The sequence below is a fragment of the Oligoflexus tunisiensis genome (assembly GCF_001748245.1).
Taxonomy (GTDB): Bacteria; Bdellovibrionota_B; Oligoflexia; order Oligoflexales; family Oligoflexaceae; genus Oligoflexus; species Oligoflexus tunisiensis.
In genome coordinates this window covers 5,461,114-5,479,535 of the sequence record NZ_BDFO01000001.1, presented here as the reverse complement: position 1 = coordinate 5,479,535, position 18,422 = coordinate 5,461,114, and the positions used below count along the sequence as shown (strand labels likewise).

Sequence of the window (18,422 nt, the reverse complement as noted above, 5' to 3'; positions counted from 1 at the left end):
TCTGCGTCTCTTGTGCAGAGGCTAACATGAAACTCCTTCAGTTGTTTGTTACAAGTCTGCTGCTCGGTCTCCTGACCAGCTCAACCGTGGTGGCCGCAAAATCGAGCCGACTCGTCGTGGCCATGGTGCATTGGCCTCCTTTGAAAATTATCGACGAAGACGGGTTCGGTGGGATTGACGTCGCAATTCTAACGGAGATTACAAAGCGGACAGGCATTGAATTCTCATACCTGAAATGCCCCTGGGCACGCTGTCTGAAAATGCTGGAAGACGGCAAGGTCGATGTCATCACGAGTCTTGCCCATTCGCCAAAGCGGGCGGAGTCCGTCATGTTCATCGAGCCACCCGTGTGGGACGGCTTCGACATCTTTTTCTATACGCTTGGAAGCGAGATCAGGTCGTATGCGGACCTTAAGGAGCGTTCCATCGGAGTGGTCCGTGGGTCGGCCTACTTCAAAAGGTTCGATGAGGATCGCAGTCTCAAAAAAGTTTCCGTGACCGAAGAGAATCAACTGATCAAGATGCTGCTCGCCGGCCGGATCGATGTGATTCCAGGGATCGAGGGCAATCTCGACTATATGATCATGAAGCGATGCTTATCGGGGAAAATTAAAAAAAGCTCATTTAGCGGGTTTGACCCGAATCCGTATTTCATAGGCTTGTCGAAGAAATCGAAGTTCGTCAGCCTGGCGCCTCAGCTGAGTCGTGTTCTGCACGAAATGAGAAAGGAGAAGCAGTTCGCCGCTATCGAGCAGAAGGTCTTGAAGAAATTATCCAGCACTGTGAAACAGGGATGCTGCTGGATGTCCTTTCTCCAATGTCCTGCCAACGGCGGCTTGCTGGGAAGTTATGTCCCCGAGCCGACTTGAACTCGGGATGGAACTTATTCCCCTGGTTGGCCGCTGCCAGCCATCTGCTGCATCATCGCCTTGCTGCGCTTCTTCAATTCGGCATTGGAAACATTCTCAATGTGGGTGGCTATTTCCCACTGGTTGCCCTGCGGATCCTTCACAATCCCATAGCGATCGCCCCAGAACATGTTTTCCAAGGGCATGACAATCTCGGCTCCGGCGGCCACGGCCTGCTCCATAACCTTGTCGACATTCTTCACATACAGCATAATGCTGGATTTTGTCGTGAAGGTCTGCATGGCTTCGCCAAAATGCACGAGGGAGTCGCCAATCTTCACCACCGCGTGGACGATGATGCCGTTGGGCCCTTCGATGATGCCCTTCACTTTGGCTCCGAACGCCGCTTTGCAAAATTCGATCGTGGGCGCGGCACCGTTCAGGATCAGCGAAGGCGTGATGGTGCGGTATCCTTCCGGGATAGGGGACACCTTCAACCGGGACCTGGTCGCCTTGCGGGTCGTCTTCCTCTTGGCTTTCGTGCTTTTCTTTGCCTTGGCTTTCGCCTTCTTCTTCCTCGATGTCACCTCTGCCTCCTGAAAATTGTCCGTGCATGATCTGGATATTATGAAACCTGGACCCTTCCGGATCAAGCCAGCATTGACGTCAAGTCAGGTTTGCTGTTTTGCTTAAAATTTAATCACGTCACCGCTTGAAATTATTTGAGACAAAAGCTCCTGCCCCGTCCACTATACTTCCCAGCAACTGAAAACCGACTCCATGGGGAACTGCCTGCGAATGGCTTCAAAAAAGGCCGAATTTCTGGTGTTTTATCAAAGGTATGTCGGTGCCTTGCAGGCCTATTTTCGGCGTCTGGGTGTCACAAAAGCCGAACAGATCGCTGATCTTGTCCAGGAAAGCTTTGTCGAATCCTATCGCTCCTGGGACAGTCTCCAGTCCGAGGCGACGGCTCAGGCCTGGCTCCATACCATAGCCCGGCGCCAGCTGGCCAGGTCGATCCGGAAAAATCGCCACTACATTCTGAGCGAGGTGGAAGATGCCGCCTTGAGCTCAACCGCAAGCACGCCTTCCAATCAGGAATCCAATCTGGAAGCGCAGCGCTTCTGCCAGATCGTTCTCAACCAGCTGGCCTTGACCCGTGATGATGCACGGCGCCAGGCCCTGACCGCCTATTACCTTGAGGAGAAGAGTTTTCGGGAAATTGCCAGCGAGTCGGGAATCAATCTTTCCACACTGACGACCTGGTGCAGCCGTTTCCGGCAGGAATGTCTCAAAAAGCTTCCCAACCCTCAGCAAGACTCGTATGTCCCTCTCAAGAGCCTGCTTGCGTCGAAAAAAGGAGCGAAGCTATGAACATCCTGGTGGATTGGCTGCATTCCATGCTCTGGCGCAGGAAATTTCAGAACGAGCTGCGGCGCGTGGAAAAAATTCCCGCCATGACGGCGAGCGATGATGAGCTCTGGGCCCGGATTGCCGCCGATATCGAACACATCGAGCCGGTTCGTCCCAAACGATCGCGACGGCCTTATGCTCTGGCGGCGGCTGCGGTCATCGCTCTGTGCTTCGTGACAGCAAGGACCTTCGCGCCGTCTTCGGTGATGTCAGGGATAAAGTCCGCTCCCCCAGCGGCTGCTGTGCTGCCAAGCTCGACCCTGGCCTTTGCCATTTTGAAAGCCAACGGGGACATCGTGCCGGGCAGCGAAGCGGCCCGACTTCTGCCGGAGGACGGGGTGATTTTCTATGTGGAAACCCCGGGCCTTTTTCAGGGTGAGAGCTTCACACTCGATATTCTGGTGCAGACCCCGACCGGCCAATGGGAAAAAATTGTGGATCACTACCGCATCGGATCCAGTATCGCAACCATCAAGGGTCAATTGGGGTTTATCGTCTATAAACCTGATGGACCGGGAATTTATCATTTTCATGGCATCCGCTATCTGGAAAAAACCTCCGAAAAATTCGCCGGATTTTCGGTGGAAAGGATCCCTTGAATGTCGAAAAAGGTTCGTGCTCTCCTGGCTTTTTGGGCTTTCTTCATCAGCCTGTCGGCCCAGGCCGGCGTCAGCGAAAAAGTGCTCTCACCGGCGGCCGTGGAAAAAGCCATCGAGCCGCGTCGTCTCTTTTTGTTCGTCGGGATCAACAGCTTCGCGGATGGTCAGTATCCCGCTTTGGAATTCCCTCAAAAGGACGTCGATGATTTTCAGAATTTCATTCAGAGCCACAACGCGACCGATCAGGATTACGTCATCACTCTGAAAGGTCAGGAGGCGACGCTGGCACGGGTGACCGAGGCCCTGGATGAGATTGAAAGAAGAAACCTCTCCGAACGGGATATGGTCTTCGTTTATCTTTCCACCCATGGAACTTTGGATTTTTCCAGTACGCGGCAGATGGAACGATACGCCGTGGTCTATGATACGACCTTCAAACAGACTCGGGACAATGGCTTGTCCATTGCCTGGCTGGAAAATCGCTTGCGTCGCCTTCGGTCCCAGCGCAAGGCCTTGATTCTGGCTTTGTGCCACTCAGGAAGCGGCAAATCCGCTCTGCCGAGTGCCATTCACGACGAACTGAAATCCATGAAGGGCCATGTCCAGTCCAAGCCTCTCCATGAAGCGTCATCGGCGATGATGGTACTCTCGGCCAGCTCCTGGGGAGAACCTGCCCGGGAAAATCGGGTGCTGAGGAACGATGTATACACGCATTTTCTTTTGAAAGGCCTCCAAAAAAATGACGCGAATTTGGACGGGGCCGTATCCCTCTTTGAAGCGCATGAGTATGCGCGGTCTATGACCTACGATTTTACCCGCGGCAGCCAGACGCCTACTGCTCTGGTGAATCTGAAGGGCATGGATCCTCTGATCCTGAAGGGGAAAGTGGAACAGGTCGGCTTTCCGCTGATATTTGCCGATTCCGAAGTCTGGCGCAATCTTAGCCTCAAAATCAATGGTCGATTGAAAGGTTCGCTCTGGCAACCCCGCCAGGCCGAGGAGGGGCATGTGCGCGTCGCGCTTCTGGATCCCGAACATCCGGATCAGCCCCTGATGGATCACTATATGTATCTGGAGCCTCATCAAAGCTATTCCGTGACCTCGCTGCTGGCTCGCAAATCCACGTGGCTGGTGCAGGTCATTCTCGGTCAGATCCCGGTGGACCTGGGCGTCGATGCTCCGTCCTTGCGTCAGGCCACAAGCCTGGGTTTGGGCGTGAGCCTGCAGGCCATCCTGGCAACGCCCTTCACTGCCTCGATTGAATATCATCGACTGAGCGAACACTCCAAAAAAACCGTCGACTATGACGTCAGTGACCTGACGTACAACGCCGATCTCATCAAGGCCGGCATCGGTTTCAGTACCTATTGGATGCCGAGGCTTTTGATGGATACCAGCCTTTCCCTGGAATATCTGACGATCGAGCGGCAGATCGGTAACGAAAGCTATGATCAGCGTCGGCAAAACCTGCGAATCATCTATCCTGCCATTGCCTGCGAATTGCGTGCGATCAACCTGGTAGGCTCGTGGTTTGCCGGACTTGGTGCGGTGGTCTATCCCCTTCGGACCAAAGTCGTCGCCTGGGATGAACGGCGGGATGCCCTGCGGCCGATCACGGGGCGCGTGACCCTGGGGACAACTCTTTGAAGGAGTCTTCCATGAAATCTCTGGCTCTCATGTTCTCTGTCGTCTGGGCCCTGTGGGGCTGCAGTCAGGGAGGTTTTCAAAACAGTCGGGACTATTTTCAAAGCCTCTATGGTCTGAGCCCGATGCCGCTCAGTTTATCGGGCCGTTCGTTTATCGGCCGTGTCGTCGATGAAGAAGGGCACGCTGTGCCGATGGCCAGGATCTATTTAAAAGGCGTTCCACTCTATACGACCTCCAATCAAAAAGGCGGCTTCCTGCTGTCTGGATTGCAGGACGCGCACAGCACCATCTATATCATCGGTGGCAATGGTTTAGGGAAAACCCTGAACATTGAGCTCGACGAGGCTCATCTGATCGAGAACGAGCAGATCGTCCTGGAAAAAAACGTCCGGGTCAGCGGTCGCGTGATGTCGGGTGCCGCGCCGGTCAGCGACGCGAGGATTTCCATGGAAGGCAGCCCCTTCACCACCAATTCCGATGGCGAGGGACAGTTTGTTCTGGAGCTGCCGACGGGTGACTATCGCCTTGAGGTTCAGCATCTTCTCTACAATCCCTTTGAATTGGAACAACTCCCGGTGGCAGGGGACATTGTTCGTAACATGGACCTGGAGCCTCTCGGTTTTCCTACGGTTGAACTGCGCCTCGACAAAGCCGAAGGTTCGCTCATCCGCGGTCTTTCCACCACTATCCAGATCGACAAAAGCCCGAGTGTCCGTTACATGCGGGTCATCAGTCACTCCTTTAACATCAGCAGCGAACTGCCCTCAACCTGGGTGGAGGCTCGGGATGCGCTGGCTCTCACGCACAAGGGCCCCGGATTGAGCTGGTTGAGCCTGCAGTTCATGGATCAGTTTGGAAAGATGACAGATCCAATGAATGTGTCCTACTACAATACCCTTTACGACACGAGCTGGCGGTTGATCCTGGGGACGGTGACGGAGCCCCTGCACATTCGAAAAAACGAAAAGGTCGCCTTTATAGGCTCGGTTCCTCCTCCGCATGGCGCCACGAATTCAAAACCCTCCATCCCCGGCTCCCCCGTCGTCACAGCCAGTGCTGACGTCGGCTCCGGATCCAGTTCCATCTTCAGTACAGTGATCAATGCGCCTGTGGATGTGGAAGGCGGAGCCATTCTGCGCGGTGGGGCTCAGTTCAATCACAGTTTGCGTCTTCAGGGAACAGAGGATCATCCCGTGGCCTGGGATCTGCGTGGTGAAGCGGGTGAATCGGGAACAGCCTGGATACGATCCAGTCAGGGTGTGATGCGCCATGCTCAGCTCCAGGGAGGCCATCTGGCTTTTGAGCCGTCCTTTCGTTCCGAAATCAAGGATGGTCTTTGGCAGGTCGAACATTCCTCATTCGACAGGATGCAGATCGCCTTTTCCAATGGCTATACGTTGGACTCAATGCGGATTGGTTTCGAATTTTGCTTTTTCGGTACAAGCCAGCTGAGCTTCCACTCCTGGGGCAAAAGCGCTGAAACCGGCGACGCAGTTCCAACACCGGAATTGCCGGCAGGATTTTTGCAGGACCTGTCGATTGCCCTGGTTTCGAATACGTTTCAAGATTCCCGACTTCAAAACGATGGGCCGGATTCAGCCGATTCCGAGGAACAGTTGGCTATGGTTCTGGAGAAAAACAATTTTTTTGGGCAGGTCCAGCCCGATTACTACCTTCGTCTGCCCAAAGGGATTCTTGCCCATGACGCTCAGGTGACTCTGACGGCGGGTGAAAACTATTTTGAATTTTCGGAAGCAATTATCGCAAATTTCCCGGCCTGGTCGCCCTATTTAGGAAAAGTACTCGATCAGCCTTTACCGTGAGACAAAAACGCTGCGATCGACCACTTACCTTTGTTCGAGAAATTCCCAGCCCAAGCAAAGGAGTCCCTATGTATCGATTGATTGGTTTGATAAGTCTGGCGTTTCCTCTCCTGATCTCTCAGCTGACCTTTGGTCAGGCTTCCAGCACGAAACCCTATCCGATTGACCTTCATGATCACAATCGTGCCATTGCTTTTGGATCGGCCTTGATGGTGACCGAGGGCGGCAGTGATCAGAGAGATTGGAAGCAGGTGGACGTGATGTTCAGCTGCGGTTCCGGTTCCAAACCTTCGGATCCATCGGTGCCTGGAAAGCCAGGTTCAGGATCATCCGACTTCAAAGATGGCTGCACCGCGGGCGTGCATTACGTGACCCGCTATGATTTCGTGGAATGTCCCGACGGTCGCGCCTACATTATGCGCAGCGGTGAAGGGGTTTTCGTGATCAGCGCGACGGAAGGCTCTTTCTTCGCCTGGGCAGAAAGCGTGGCATGCAGCGGCAGCTCCAAACCTTCGCCTGTTCCCATGCCAATCCCATCCCCGACCGATCCTGGAGCAGCAGGCCTGACGGATGAGAATCGTCCGCTGGATTTTGACCATATCACGAGAACCCTTCGTTGATCGGGCCGAGGCAGGTCGCGTTGCGGCCTGCTTACTCTTCTCCTGATGATTATACAGGGGCGGCCTTTTTCGGCGTCACATAGCGAAGGACTCCCATGACCAGGGCATCACGCAGATCGAGCGGCAACGACCAGCGAATCGCCTTCAAAGTGTTGTCCCGGACGCGCAACTTGGTGATTTGATGAGCGCGCCGATCGAGAAGCGCGAGCTGCGCCGCAACCGCGTTCGCCTGATCCAGCAGGTTATCCAGCGGCACCACGTCGTCGAGCATGCCCGCGGCGAGAGCTTCCTCCGGCGTATACGTGGCAGCCAGGATCGTTGCCCGCTGAAGCTCGGCCGGTGTCAAACGCAAGCGCATGACCTCGGTCACGACCCGCGGCATGGGCAGACCGATGGCAACTTCATTAGCCGTGTACTTATACGGGCCAGCCGCGCCGATGCGGTAATCAGAGGACAGCAAAAGAAAAAGGCCCATGGCAATCGTGTGACCGCTGCTGGCCGCTATCACCGGCCGCGGAAACGAAAGCAGTCGAGCTGTCATGGCATAGCCCGCATTCAGCATACTTATGGCCGCCGCACCGCCCGACCGCATCACCTTGAGATCGAACCCCGCGGAGAAGGTTTCGGCTCGTCCCGTCAGCACGATGATGGCCTTGTCCCTCTCGGCCTGGTCGATGGCCTCGTTCAGCTCCTTGAACATCGGGGGCGAAAGCGCATTGCGCTTGCCGTCGTCCATCGTGATCGTGGCGACTTCGCCGTCAAGCTGATAACTGACTGCTGAATGGCTCATGAAACCCTCCTGCCTGAAAAATTCTCAGCATAATGCAAAATCCATCAAACGGATCAATAGAAATTTGCGGATGTGAGATGCATATTTTCAGGGAGTCGGCGTTGCTTCGTATGGAATCAATTTGAATCTGCCGCCGTCTTGTAACGGCAGTGGAACGTATAGATGTACTGGTAAGTTTCGCACTGATTGAAGGTGTTGCGTCGAGCGCAGCGGCGGGCTGGGGCATCGTAGGTTAGCTTAAGAGTTCCAGGAACCACAGCCTGGCCTGTTTTTGTCTCGTGGTCTTTCGAAAAAGTCTCACAAGCGGAAGACTGTGTTGCATCTATGGAAATGGAACGAAATAGATAAACCTGCTGAAAACTTAAGACGAGTTCACCACTGAGAGCGAGATCGTTCCGAACCTGGTATGTAGCGGAGTTACTCAAATAATCCTCACGGCTGCCACAGGCAATTGCCGTCATGAATGCTACAAAAAAAAGAATATGTTTCATAAGAGACTCCTGCGTTGGATGAACGTCGGATAAACCAAAGTATGTCGGTCTGAGGAGTGTTTTGTATCAAAATGGCATGGGTAGGTCAATATTTTTTGGGCCTGGAAAACGCTCTTTCCCTGAGGCTTAAACGAGGTTGCGTACCATGGAGTTGCCTCTCTCCAAACGTGCCAAATTCAATTCAAATTTGGCTATGTTATAATAGGCCCCTTTATGAGTCTTTCCATGCTGTATGGAAAAGGAGCTGCTTGTGACGTTTTGCCGAAAAATTCCGCATCAAGTTTTCATTTACCTGCTTCCCTTGACCCTCTCCTGGGCTTGTTCCAATAAGAAATCCCAGTCAGATACCCCGTCCCTTCCCTATGACACCACTTATCCCTATCAGATCATCGAAGTGGTCTCAGGATTGGAACATCCCTGGGCCTTTGGTTTTCTCCCCAACGGAGACATCCTGGTTACCGAAAGGGAGGGAAGGCTGCGCCTTATCCGGGACGGCAACCTGCAGGACAGCCCCATTCCAGGACTTCCCGATGTTTACGCAGAAGGTCAGGGTGGGCTCCTTGATCTTGCCATTGCTCCGGATTTTGCCACCAGTCAATTGATTTATCTTACCTATGCGAAACCTATTGAGAGTGGTCCGGCCACCACAGCTGTCGCCCGCGCTCAGCTGGTTGATGATCAGTTGGTTGCCCTCGAGGATATATTTGTCGCCAATGCCCCGGGCGGTGGCCAACACTTTGGTTCACGTCTGGCGTTTGCTTCCGATGGCATGCTGATCATCAGCGTGGGCGAGCGTGGCCTGCAGGCTCCTGCGCAGGAGCTGAACAATCATATCGGCAAAACCATTCGTATTCACCCCGATGGGCGTGTGCCGGAAGACAATCCGTTTGTTGGGCAGGAGGGTGCTCTGCCGGAAATTTACTCCTATGGCCACCGCAATGTGCAGGGCATGGCAGTTCAACCGGAAACGGGGATCATTTGGCAGAACGAGCACGGACCCAAGGGCGGTGATGAACTGAACAGGATCAAGCCAGGTTTGAATTATGGCTGGCCCATTGCCAGTTTTGGCGATCACTACGATGGTGGGTTGATTCCTGATCACGACACCGTCGAAGGTGTGGAATTGCCCCTCACCTACTGGGTACCGTCCATCGGGACATCAGGAATGGCTTTCTATACCGGAGATCAATTTCCCGCCTGGAAAGGACACTCGTTTCATGGAGCCTTGGTGGGGCAACATTTGGTGCGAGCTGTCATCCAGGATGGAAACGTGGTGTATCAGGAAAAGTTGCTTGAAGAATTCGGACAAAGAATTCGCGACGTTCGTGATGGCCCGGACGGTTATTTATACATTCTTACAGATGAGGCTGATGGTGTGCTGGCTCGGCTTGAGCCTGTGCCTTAGGATGTGTTGGTCAATCAAATCAGGAGGAACGTCATGGAAAAAGCGAATCGCCTCGATCAACGCTATGCTGTTCTCAATCCCAAAGGCGCTTCCGAGCTATGGGACGCCGCCGACTTCTGGAAGATGGTAGCGAATCCTGCCGATCCCAGGAATTCCGCTGATATGGGGTATCTTGTCAGCCACTACGAATTCACTCAGGACTGGGAGAGCTGGGAAAATCATCCGAGCGGCGATGAACTGGTTTTCTGCAGCTCAGGACAGATGACCTTTGTGCTGGAGCTTGATGGAAAGGCGCAGGAAGTGCCTTTGACTGCGGGCCAATTCGTGATCGTTCCGAAAAACACATGGCATACGGCCAAAGTCCAGGAGAAGGCCCAGGCACTGTTTATCACCTGGGGTTTTGGAACCATGCATCGAAAGGCCTAGGCAGGAGGATGTCTTCAAGCTTCGGTGGTGAACAGAGCAGCGAGGAGGAGCAACCAAAGGAGCAGGCCGCAAGCCATCACAATCCAGGACTTCACGGAGAAGCGATCATCCCACTGAACCTCATGGTGAGTGGCTTTGTTAAGATCGCGGACAAGCCGATTGAAAGGAAGCAGCGGTACAAAGCTTGCGATGCTGATGAGCCATAGAGGATCCGGCAGGTTGCTGACCATCAACATGAAAAAGTACGTCCATGCCAACGCCAGCGGTGGTTGTGCCGGCACGTCTTGGGCCGTCGCATCATGGTTCATGTTCTCGGGGCATAGTAACGGGATTCTGCAAGAGGGAATTTGATTCCAATCTTCGGACTCCTATGATTGTACAACGTTCATCCCTTTCTTTTCGGAATATTGTAAGTCCCCCTTCAATTAAGTTTTTTTGGCCTTTTTCATGGACGGGCCCGCTCGTTTGGGGGCGATGATGACGAAAAGTATAGATGAAAGCAGCGAAGGTCTTGACCCATTTCCCGATCACACGCATACTGCTGCCACCAAGGGGGTCATTTATGCTACACATAAGACTGAAATGTTTGATTATCTTTCTTCTCGGCTTTTTCACTTTATCGGCACAGGCCGTGGATCGCGCCGATCGGCTTATCGAGTTTCAGTACCAGGTTCACGTCCCAGCTCTCAAAGCCGAAGACTTGCCTTTGGTCATCATGGTACCGCTGGCTCCTTCCAATGAGCAGCAGTCCGTTCTTGCCCGCAGTATCGAATCAAGCCCCAGGCAAACCATCACAGGATCGGAAGTGCGGAAGGAGCCAACCTATGGCAATGAATTCTGGGCCTGGACCATCAACAGTCCACGGAGCGAGCCGACGACGGTGACCTTTCGTTACAAGGTCCTGCGACATTTCCATTCAGCCGGTCCATGGCAAGCCGCCACGAAACATGATTACAAACCGGGTGAAAAAGCTCCCTATCAACGTTTTCTTGAGGCCGACACACGCGTGCCGATCGAAGGCGAACTGATTTCCAAATTGCGGAAGGAAATTCCCAAAACAGCGATCACACCGGTGCAGAAGGCCAGGGCTATTTATGATTATGTCGTCGATAATATGGAATACAAAAAAGTCGGCACCGGCTGGGGCAACGGGGATACCTATTGGGCCTGCAGCCAGAAGTATGGAAACTGCACGGATTTCCATGCGCTCCTCACGTCGATGGCCCGAGCCGAGGGAATTCCGGCAAAATTTGCCATTGGATTTTCCATCCCGACGGATAAGCCTCAAGGTGATATCCCAGGCTATCATTGCTGGCTTGAGCTTTATCTGCCTCAGTTGGCCTGGATGCCCGTCGATGCTTCGGAAGCGAAAAAGCATCCTGAGCAGCGTGAACTTCTTTTTGGAAACCATCCAGCGGATCGAATCGAATTCAGTATCGGACGGGATTTGAAGCTGCCCGGTATGCAGGCTGAGCCGTTGAATTACTTCATCTATCCGCACGTTGAAAAACGGGGCAAGGCGGTTCAAGATCTGGTGAAGACCAGGTTCACGTATCGGATCCTTAAAAAGGAAGGAGGCAAAGCCTAAGTCAAGGCTGGTTGGGCTGCCATAGCGCCGGCCCATCCCTGCGATTACCCACTTCTTTCTGCGTATTTCCTATTATCAATCATTCTTCGCTTCTTATGCTACAGTGCCCCTCATACCCAATGGTTCGGCATCAGCTGGAGTAATCAGAAAATGAAGAATATCATCGAGACCATCCATGGCACTGGCAATTTGAAAGTTCTGTCCCAATCGCTGGATTCAGCAGGCCTGTCCGACAATTTAAATGAACCTGGGCCCTTTACGGTCTTCGCGCCGAGTGACGAGGCCTTTGCGAGTATGCCGCCGCATAGCATGGAGGCTTTGTTGAAGAACATTCCTTATTTGCAGCGGATTCTGTTCAATCACGTGGTGAAAGAAAAATACGACTCCAACCATTTCGTCAAATTAAAAGCTGTTAAGACCATGGCAGACTCCGGATTGCATGTCGAATCGAAACCCAAAGTTACCATCAACGGAGCGAAAGTCGTTAAGCCGAATATAGTTTGCACGAATGGAATCATTCATATCATCGACCATGTGCTGATGCTGAGCATGACGCCATCGGCCATCGGGAGTTACTGAAGACACGGGTCAAAAGGCAGCCACAAGCTGCTGCCTTTGACGGAAGTCACACTCAGTTTCTCAAGCGGTAAGCATCTTTCAGGGGCAGAACGTCCTGGACCCAGACTTCCTGGAAGCCTGCAGGATCCGCATCGGCCTTCATAATCATCTGCTGATAGATGGCTTCCTGAGCAGGCTCGATGGCGTGATTCAGAATCATCTTCAAAGCATACTCAGAAAAATCCCGAATCAAAAAGCCGAAGATTTGATTTTTCAATGCGGGTTTGACCGCATAAATCCTGGCATTTTCCAGAATCAGCTGGCCATAAGCAATCAGCGTAAAGAGTTCGCCGTTGGCCAGCATGAAGTCGACATTCTTCTGCTGGGCTTCGGTCGGTGGTGTTTCACTGATGAGTTTTTTGAAGAGGTCGATCTGCTTTTGAAATAGCACAATATTGGAAAGGGTTTCATCAGCAAAGGCACGGCGATAATCACCAAAACGAATCTCGCTCAGACCGCCGGAATTCTGCCGGAAAAGATAGGCGTCATCGACCGCTTCACTTTTCTGTGGAACTTCGGGATAGCCGACATGGCCGAAGAAATAATTTTTGATAAATTTGATGATCAAGGCCATGTTCACATGGGTGGTGCCTTCGAGTTTGGGCAGCATGCCGATATCGCGAATGGCCATCTCAAAATAGGTGTCCTGCTCGAAACCCTTGGCGGCGATTACATCGTGCAGCATGCCCACCACTTTTTCGCCCTGACTTGTCACTTTCATCTTCATAATGGGATTGAAGAGCAGATAGCGGCGATCCTCGGGTGAGGCCACGCGCATGTAATCACAGGCCCTGAGTCCGAAGAGTTTCATGGCCACCAGGCGCGCATACGCTTCCGTAAAGAGCTTCCTGACATGAGGGAAATCGGTGACCTGACGCTTGTAGAGCTCGCGATTCGCGGTATGGTCAATCGCTTCATAAAAGGCATGCGTGGCAATGCCGATCGAGGCAAAGCCCAGCTCGAATTTTCCAATATTGACCGTGTTCAGCGCTGCATTCCACGCCTGCTCACTCCGGTGCAGGATATCCTTTTCCGTGATCGGATAATCCTCAAGGGCATATTCAGCAACGAAGGCCGGACGTACACCCGAGGTGGCGATTTTCTTTTTTACCGTGTATCCCGGCTGACCCGGACGAGCGACGAAAAACACGTAATCACCTGTGTCGGCGAATTTGCCAAAGGTGGAGACCATGGCAGCCTTGTTGCCGTTGCCGATGTAGTACTTGGTGCCGTTGGCTTTCCAACGACCTTCACCATCCTGTGTCAGGGTCATGTCCGTGGAATAGATATCAGCCCCGTGAGCTTTTTCCGAAAGTCCGAAGGCAAAGATGCCGCCGTCCTGCAAGGCCGAAGCCGCCTCGTTTTTGGCCTCTTCATTATCACTCATCCAGATCGGCCCCAGGCCCAGGATGGAAACCTGCCAGGCATACCAATACGAAAGACCGTAAAAACCGAGGATCTCGTTCATTTCACTGATTCGCCACATATCCCAGCGGCTGTCTTTGGCTCCATAGCCCGCGGGGGTCAGAAGCTGGGCGAATATCTTTTCCTCGCGAACGAACTGGAAGAAATCGTCATGCCATGTCGAATTTTGATCGTCTTTTTTAATCGCCGCCAAACCCTTCTGTTCAAAAAAACCAATAGTCTTTTCAATCAGGGCCCTGGATTGGGGATCCGGATGCTGACGGCTGTAATGTCTGGGATTCAAGAGTAACATGAGGTCCTCCCGCATGGCTGATGTGATGGAGGCCCAGGTTAACCTGCTTTGCGAACGACGCAAAGTTTTTTTTCGTCGCCCCAGCTACCGGCGAACGGATTGTTGCTGAAAAAATTTACGTGTGTCAGCTGACAACAGTCCCTGTCAACTCACCAAACGTCCCAGTTTAATGACGGCCTGTTCCATCACCCTATTCAGAGGGTGGCCGCAGCTGATCCGTACAAAGCTTTCAAACATCCCCTTATGAGCAGCGAAGACGGATCCAGGTATCACGCTGATTTTCTCGCTCCGCGCCCGTTCAAATAGAATTTGAGCCTTGCCGTGTTCCGGCAACTGAACCCAGAGGACAAAACCACCTTGAGGTCGGCTCACTCTCGTTCCCTCAGGAAAATGGTCAAGGATGATCTTCGTGTATTGCTGAACCTGTAACTTCAATTTCATACGCAGTTGATGCAGGTGCCTGTCGTAGCGGTCACCCTGGAGATATTCAGCCAATGCATACTGGGCAAGCGTTGGACTGGCGATGGTGGTGACAGCCTTGCGCTTCTCAAAGAGACTTTGGTACTTTCCTGGGATGGCCCAGCCCAGGCGAAGTCCAGGAGCCAGGGTTTTGGAAAAGGATGAGCAGTATATAACATCACCTTTGCTATCATAAGCTTTAACCGGTTTGGGGCGCAGCTCGCCATGGAAGAGTTCTCCATAGATATCATCCTCTATCAGCGGAATACTGGCTGAACTCACAAGCTCCAGCAGAGCTTTCTTGCGAGCCTCGGGCATGAGCCCTCCCGCTGGATTATTGAAATTGGGAATGGCAAGCACCGCTGCGATCTTATTTTGCTGCATAACAGACGCCAGAAATTCAACGTCCAGGCCAGTATCAGGATGTGAAGGAATATGGATAATGTGAAGGTCTAGGGATGCGATGAGGTCCAGAATTCCAAAGAAGAGTGGGCACTCAACCGCGATAGTGTCGCCCGGTTTCGCAACACTTGCCAGGGCAACATGCAGGGCTTCCATGCAGCCGCTGGTGATGACAATGTCATCGGCTGCTGTACGACATCCGCTCTGGCTGGCCCGCTGTGCGATCTGTCGCCGCAATTCCACGTTGCCACTGGGGAGTTCATAGAGACAGCTTTCCGGGCCCAGCTCACGTCCGGCAGCCATCATGGAGCGCTGCAAGGATTTTAAAGGCAAAAGAGCGGGGGCGGGCGTCGCAGTGCCCAGCGGCACAAAGAATGGATCCCGGGCTGCAGCGACGATTTCATTGATAAAGGGGGCCGTCACGACCTTGCAACTCGGCAACTGTTCACGCAAGGTTTGTTTCAACGCGTCCTGATCCAGGAGTTCCGGCAACGTCGCGGGGCCACGAACATAATATCCCGACTGCGGGCGTGCTTCGATCAGTTGCTGGCGCTCCAGAAGGTTGAAAGCCTGTACGGCGGTGGCGAGGCTTACCTGATAGATGCGACAGACTTTTCGGATCGACGGGAGCTTCTCGCCCAGCTTCAGGTTTTCCATCCGAATCTGCTCGGCAAGCTCCGCAGCAATTCTTTCATAGAGGAAGGTGTGGGCTTTCGATGAATCCGTCATTTTTAAGCATGCCCCTTTTCGTGCAGCGTCGTTCTCCTGGACCTAACATGCTTAAAACTATAACAAAAACTGTTATGGTCGAATAGAGGGAAATCTGGATCTGTATCTTTTTTCAGGAGTTGCCGATATTGGCCTCAGACCATGACGAAGGGAGTGAAATATGCGTCTTGATGCCAATACCAATGAACTCAACTTCAAGCTCAAGTCACGCGCGCTGCTATCTCTGGTACCCGAGGGGCCCGGTGGATTCCAGATCACATGCACGGAAGGTCTTTTGTGGATCACAGTATTTGATTGCAAGCAGGACGTCATACTTCATGCAGGCGAGAGGTTCCGTCTTCCTTCAGGGCAGAAGTCTGTGATTCAAGCCTTGGATGACACGATGTTTGCCCTGAAGGAAGTATCGAAATCCTTGTGCGCGTGAACCCGCCAAGGGTCAAAGGCTGGTTCAAGTTTTTTTCAACTGAACAGTAAACACTCCCTTGGGGATGACCTCTCCCTCTTCGCGATCAAAGCGGACGATCAGTCGATTCCCTTCCTCAAGTGGTAAATCCAGGAGGATAAGATCCTTTTGGTTCAACGCCTCACCCGCAAAATACATTTGAGTCGTCAGCTCGCGGAAACCGGGGGCTGAAATTTTAAAGTGGATGTGCGGCGGACGAATCCACCCGTCGGCAGCGGGATAAGCTCCAGGTTTGATGGTTCGAATCTTGACGTAACCGCTGGCATCCGTATATGCCTTGGCCCAATATTGAAAATAGGGATCGAGATCGGCCGTATTAGGATCCCGTGGATGGTTATATTTACCCGTCGCGCAGGCCTGCCAGAGATCCACGAGTGCTCCCTCGAGGGATTGGCAATCTTCATCTTGAACCTGAACCCAGAGATCCAGGATCTCGCCGCGGGCCACCTGGTTTTTTCCTGCCAATCGAGTCAGGTCGGCGTCCAAATCTCTCTGTGGTTTAACTGGGTAAAAGGGTCCCTCGGGTTGTGAGGGTGAAGGTGTACCCAAGCAGGCCTCCTGCGCCAGGGCAAAGCCAGCTGGACCAGCTGCTCCCAGGAAAAATGATGCTTGAATGAGCTTACGTCGGTTTAACGATGATCCCATGCCACTGTCTCCTTGAAAAGGCGGTTGGAAGGATTGGTTTCAAAAAATGGATTACACCAAAAGCTCTATCGAGTAAAAATCGAAACTTTGATGCCTGCCATAGGAGATTGCTTATGCTGCCGACTTACCCTGAGCTTGCTGGATTTATTGAGATCGCGAAGCTGGGTAATATAAGTCGGGCTGCACAGAGCCTTGGTCTTTCTCAGCCATCCTTGAGTCAGGCACTCAAAAAGCTCGAAGAACGGGTTGGTTCCCCTCTGTTCCTCCGTCAAAGATCGGGAGTCCAGCTCACCGACGCAGGCAAAGTGGTGCTGGAGCGGGCTCAAGAGATTATTGGCTTATGGGGGCAAACGCTCAGCCATACGTCTTGGGTCAGCAAGGAGCTGTCCGGTCGTATTCGGATCGGCTGTCATGTCAGTGTCGCTCAATACGCTCTTCCTTCCTTGATGCGCTGCATTCATAAGGACTTCCCCGGACTGCAAACGACCTTGATCCATGATCTATCGCGTCGTCTCGTGGATCAGATTCTCCACTATGAAGCTGATGTGGCCATAGCCATTAATCCTCTTCGATCGTCCGAGCTGGTCATTCGCACTCTGGCTACGGATGAAGTTACTTTCTTTGCTGCCAGACCGTTGAGTTCTCTTGCCGAAGCAGAGAACCTCTGGCTGATCGCCGAACCCAATCTCGTTCAGACCCAGGTTTTGTTGCGCCACGTGAATAGCCAAGGCTACTCTTTCAAAGGCATTATCGAGAGCGCAAGTCTGGAAGTATGCGCGGCTCTGGTTCGGGATTCCGTTGGAGTCGGTATACTTCCAGAACGCGTGCAAAGACTCCATGCTCCGGCTGCGTTCAAGGTGCCCGGTGCACCAAGTTTTAAAGATGGAATCAAACTCGTCTACCGCGTTGAGTATGCTGCGAATCAGGCTGTTAAAACGTTCATGAAGCGGATGGAGAAGGTTTTGGTTGAGGCGCTTGCTTATGATGGGGGGTGCATTGAAACGGTTGAAGCTGAGCCAGTCTGAATCGTCCGGGCTTTGCAGTATGAAAACGGAAGGACTGGGCAAGAGGGGATGCCGAACCGAACCCAAACTGGGCACAATCCTGAAACTTGTCGTACTGCTGGTCAGACCTGTACTGTTATAAGGAAGCACATCTCGGCGATTTGTATCACCTGAAGCAGAACAGCCCGCGATTGTTTCCCTGTGCCTGATGGTTGGCGACGCCACCCAAATAGCCCTGATTTTTACACCAATGGTCCGCGCCTCGATCCATATCGAAGCTATCATACCAGCCACCAATGGGGGGATCTGCATAGAGAATTTTTCCAGCAACTGCGGTTGAAAGATTGGCAATCGAGGCCTTTTGCTCTTCCAATTTCGCGGTCAAAGCTTTGAGGTCATTTGTAAGTTTAAGAATGGCAGCCTCCTGGGCCTGGATCTGCGCTTGCTGTATTGCAATAACCTTGTCCGTCTGTGGGTCGGCCATCAATCGACTGGAAAGACTTAGGGTTAGAATCAGAACTTTGAACATATGCTTCATGGCGGATTTTCCTCTTAACTCATTGAGACAGCGGGATTAGGACTTCCTGCTGTGAGGAATATTGCAGGGCGAAACCCGGAAATCGGAAGTTCCCGGTGACGTCAATGTGAGCTTGCCTGGGACCGTAAGAGGCTAAAAAGACTATTGTGGCCCTCACGTTTGCAGGGCAGCTCTAACATCCGGTAGGCCACGATTCG

The 18,422-nt window shown here is 52.8% G+C and carries 20 protein-coding genes; 12 read left to right on the top strand and 8 right to left on the bottom strand.

The window, feature by feature from the left end:
- Positions 1-26 precede the first annotated feature (26 nt).
- Positions 27-869, top strand: coding sequence for a substrate-binding periplasmic protein (locus OLTU_RS22670; protein ID WP_141735029.1), 843 nt, complete (start codon positions 27-29; stop codon positions 867-869).
- Between the two features lie 14 nt (positions 870-883).
- On the opposite strand, the gene OLTU_RS22665 is transcribed toward OLTU_RS22670, so the two are convergent.
- Positions 884-1,435, bottom strand: coding sequence for a VOC family protein (locus tag OLTU_RS22665; protein ID WP_218110204.1), 552 nt, complete (start codon positions 1,433-1,435; stop codon positions 884-886).
- A gap of 211 nt (positions 1,436-1,646) precedes the next feature.
- Between OLTU_RS22665 and OLTU_RS22660 the strand changes: the two genes are divergently transcribed.
- The 5 genes from OLTU_RS22660 (at position 1,647) to OLTU_RS22640 (ending at position 6,950) form a co-directional block, all read left to right on the top strand.
- Positions 1,647-2,222: an RNA polymerase sigma factor gene (locus OLTU_RS22660; RefSeq protein WP_176736871.1), complete on the top strand. Its 576-nt coding sequence runs from the start codon at positions 1,647-1,649 to the stop codon at positions 2,220-2,222.
- On the top strand, positions 2,219-2,860 hold the full coding sequence (locus OLTU_RS22655) for a hypothetical protein (RefSeq protein WP_141735027.1): 642 nt from the start codon (positions 2,219-2,221) through the stop codon (positions 2,858-2,860). The genes OLTU_RS22660 and OLTU_RS22655 overlap by 4 nt, the downstream gene beginning before the upstream one ends.
- Positions 2,861-4,507: a caspase family protein gene (locus OLTU_RS22650; RefSeq protein ID WP_141735026.1), complete on the top strand. Its 1,647-nt coding sequence runs from the start codon at positions 2,861-2,863 to the stop codon at positions 4,505-4,507.
- 11 nt (positions 4,508-4,518) lie between these two features.
- Positions 4,519-6,330: a carboxypeptidase-like regulatory domain-containing protein gene (locus OLTU_RS22645; RefSeq protein ID WP_141735025.1), complete on the top strand. Its 1,812-nt coding sequence runs from the start codon at positions 4,519-4,521 to the stop codon at positions 6,328-6,330.
- 68 nt (positions 6,331-6,398) lie between these two features.
- Complete coding sequence (locus OLTU_RS22640; protein WP_141735024.1) at positions 6,399-6,950, top strand: hypothetical protein; 552 nt, start codon at positions 6,399-6,401, stop codon at positions 6,948-6,950.
- Between the two features lie 49 nt (positions 6,951-6,999).
- Here the strand turns inward: OLTU_RS22640 and OLTU_RS22635 are convergent, their stop codons facing one another.
- Both OLTU_RS22635 and OLTU_RS22630 read right to left on the bottom strand, forming a co-directional pair.
- Entirely contained in the window at positions 7,000-7,740 is a 741-nt protein-coding gene (locus OLTU_RS22635) for a crotonase/enoyl-CoA hydratase family protein (RefSeq protein WP_141735023.1), read from the bottom strand.
- Between the two features lie 116 nt (positions 7,741-7,856).
- Positions 7,857-8,231 (bottom strand): hypothetical protein, encoded by a 375-nt coding sequence (locus OLTU_RS22630; RefSeq protein WP_141735022.1) that lies wholly within the window; start codon positions 8,229-8,231, stop codon positions 7,857-7,859.
- Positions 8,232-8,463: 232 nt separating this feature from the next.
- Here OLTU_RS22630 and OLTU_RS22625 point away from each other — a divergent pair, with 232 nt between their 5' ends.
- On the top strand, positions 8,464-9,636 hold the full coding sequence (locus OLTU_RS22625; protein ID WP_141735021.1) for a PQQ-dependent sugar dehydrogenase: 1,173 nt from the start codon (positions 8,464-8,466) through the stop codon (positions 9,634-9,636).
- A gap of 33 nt (positions 9,637-9,669) precedes the next feature.
- On the top strand, positions 9,670-10,062 hold the full coding sequence (locus OLTU_RS22620) for a cupin domain-containing protein (RefSeq protein ID WP_141735020.1): 393 nt from the start codon (positions 9,670-9,672) through the stop codon (positions 10,060-10,062).
- 14 nt (positions 10,063-10,076) lie between these two features.
- Here OLTU_RS22620 and OLTU_RS22615 read toward each other — a convergent pair whose 3' ends face one another.
- The gene (locus OLTU_RS22615) at positions 10,077-10,370 is read right to left on the bottom strand and encodes a hypothetical protein (protein ID WP_141735019.1); all 294 of its coding nucleotides are present in this window, start codon (positions 10,368-10,370) and stop codon (positions 10,077-10,079) included.
- A 254-nt stretch (positions 10,371-10,624) separates the two neighbouring features.
- Between OLTU_RS22615 and OLTU_RS22610 the strand changes: the two genes are divergently transcribed.
- Positions 10,625-11,650: a transglutaminase-like domain-containing protein gene (locus OLTU_RS22610; protein ID WP_176736870.1), complete on the top strand. Its 1,026-nt coding sequence runs from the start codon at positions 10,625-10,627 to the stop codon at positions 11,648-11,650.
- A gap of 150 nt (positions 11,651-11,800) precedes the next feature.
- Entirely contained in the window at positions 11,801-12,229 is a 429-nt protein-coding gene (locus OLTU_RS22605) for a fasciclin domain-containing protein (protein WP_141735017.1), read from the top strand.
- A gap of 52 nt (positions 12,230-12,281) precedes the next feature.
- Here OLTU_RS22605 and OLTU_RS22600 read toward each other — a convergent pair whose 3' ends face one another.
- Positions 12,282-13,985: an acyl-CoA dehydrogenase family protein gene (locus OLTU_RS22600; RefSeq protein ID WP_141735016.1), complete on the bottom strand. Its 1,704-nt coding sequence runs from the start codon at positions 13,983-13,985 to the stop codon at positions 12,282-12,284.
- Between the two features lie 144 nt (positions 13,986-14,129).
- Positions 14,130-15,575: an aminotransferase-like domain-containing protein gene (locus OLTU_RS22595; RefSeq protein WP_141735015.1), complete on the bottom strand. Its 1,446-nt coding sequence runs from the start codon at positions 15,573-15,575 to the stop codon at positions 14,130-14,132.
- A 160-nt stretch (positions 15,576-15,735) separates the two neighbouring features.
- Here OLTU_RS22595 and OLTU_RS22590 point away from each other — a divergent pair, with 160 nt between their 5' ends.
- Complete coding sequence (locus tag OLTU_RS22590) at positions 15,736-15,999, top strand: DUF2917 domain-containing protein (protein WP_141735014.1); 264 nt, start codon at positions 15,736-15,738, stop codon at positions 15,997-15,999.
- Positions 16,000-16,023: 24 nt separating this feature from the next.
- Here the strand turns inward: OLTU_RS22590 and OLTU_RS22585 are convergent, their stop codons facing one another.
- Positions 16,024-16,683 (bottom strand): dioxygenase family protein, encoded by a 660-nt coding sequence (locus tag OLTU_RS22585; RefSeq protein WP_141735013.1) that lies wholly within the window; start codon positions 16,681-16,683, stop codon positions 16,024-16,026.
- A gap of 113 nt (positions 16,684-16,796) precedes the next feature.
- Here OLTU_RS22585 and OLTU_RS22580 point away from each other — a divergent pair, with 113 nt between their 5' ends.
- Positions 16,797-17,708: a LysR family transcriptional regulator gene (locus OLTU_RS22580; protein ID WP_176736868.1), complete on the top strand. Its 912-nt coding sequence runs from the start codon at positions 16,797-16,799 to the stop codon at positions 17,706-17,708.
- Between the two features lie 145 nt (positions 17,709-17,853).
- Here OLTU_RS22580 and OLTU_RS22575 read toward each other — a convergent pair whose 3' ends face one another.
- Complete coding sequence (locus OLTU_RS22575; protein ID WP_141735011.1) at positions 17,854-18,225, bottom strand: hypothetical protein; 372 nt, start codon at positions 18,223-18,225, stop codon at positions 17,854-17,856.
- Positions 18,226-18,422 lie beyond the last annotated feature (197 nt).

Excerpts from the sequence above, each read along its gene's own strand:
- OLTU_RS22615 (WP_141735019.1), bottom strand. The coding sequence starts at position 10,370 with ATGAACCATGATGCGACGGCCCAAGACGTGCCGGCACAACCACCGCTG.
- OLTU_RS22595 (WP_141735015.1), bottom strand. The coding sequence starts at position 15,575 with ATGACGGATTCATCGAAAGCCCACACCTTCCTCTATGAAAGAATTGCT.
- OLTU_RS22630 (WP_141735022.1), bottom strand. The coding sequence starts at position 8,231 with ATGAAACATATTCTTTTTTTTGTAGCATTCATGACGGCAATTGCCTGT.
- OLTU_RS22610 (WP_176736870.1), top strand. The coding sequence starts at position 10,625 with ATGCTACACATAAGACTGAAATGTTTGATTATCTTTCTTCTCGGCTTT.
- OLTU_RS22670 (WP_141735029.1), top strand. The coding sequence starts at position 27 with ATGAAACTCCTTCAGTTGTTTGTTACAAGTCTGCTGCTCGGTCTCCTG.
- OLTU_RS22590 (WP_141735014.1), top strand. The coding sequence starts at position 15,736 with ATGCGTCTTGATGCCAATACCAATGAACTCAACTTCAAGCTCAAGTCA.
- OLTU_RS22605 (WP_141735017.1), top strand. The coding sequence starts at position 11,801 with ATGAAGAATATCATCGAGACCATCCATGGCACTGGCAATTTGAAAGTT.
- OLTU_RS22655 (WP_141735027.1), top strand. The coding sequence starts at position 2,219 with ATGAACATCCTGGTGGATTGGCTGCATTCCATGCTCTGGCGCAGGAAA.
- OLTU_RS22600 (WP_141735016.1), bottom strand. The coding sequence starts at position 13,985 with ATGTTACTCTTGAATCCCAGACATTACAGCCGTCAGCATCCGGATCCC.
- OLTU_RS22585 (WP_141735013.1), bottom strand. The coding sequence starts at position 16,683 with ATGGGATCATCGTTAAACCGACGTAAGCTCATTCAAGCATCATTTTTC.
- OLTU_RS22625 (WP_141735021.1), top strand. The coding sequence starts at position 8,464 with ATGGAAAAGGAGCTGCTTGTGACGTTTTGCCGAAAAATTCCGCATCAA.
- OLTU_RS22650 (WP_141735026.1), top strand. The coding sequence starts at position 2,861 with ATGTCGAAAAAGGTTCGTGCTCTCCTGGCTTTTTGGGCTTTCTTCATC.
- OLTU_RS22580 (WP_176736868.1), top strand. The coding sequence starts at position 16,797 with ATGCTGCCGACTTACCCTGAGCTTGCTGGATTTATTGAGATCGCGAAG.
- OLTU_RS22620 (WP_141735020.1), top strand. The coding sequence starts at position 9,670 with ATGGAAAAAGCGAATCGCCTCGATCAACGCTATGCTGTTCTCAATCCC.
- OLTU_RS22575 (WP_141735011.1), bottom strand. The coding sequence starts at position 18,225 with ATGAAGCATATGTTCAAAGTTCTGATTCTAACCCTAAGTCTTTCCAGT.
- OLTU_RS22660 (WP_176736871.1), top strand. The coding sequence starts at position 1,647 with ATGGCTTCAAAAAAGGCCGAATTTCTGGTGTTTTATCAAAGGTATGTC.
- OLTU_RS22640 (WP_141735024.1), top strand. The coding sequence starts at position 6,399 with ATGTATCGATTGATTGGTTTGATAAGTCTGGCGTTTCCTCTCCTGATC.
- OLTU_RS22635 (WP_141735023.1), bottom strand. The coding sequence starts at position 7,740 with ATGAGCCATTCAGCAGTCAGTTATCAGCTTGACGGCGAAGTCGCCACG.
- OLTU_RS22645 (WP_141735025.1), top strand. The coding sequence starts at position 4,519 with ATGAAATCTCTGGCTCTCATGTTCTCTGTCGTCTGGGCCCTGTGGGGC.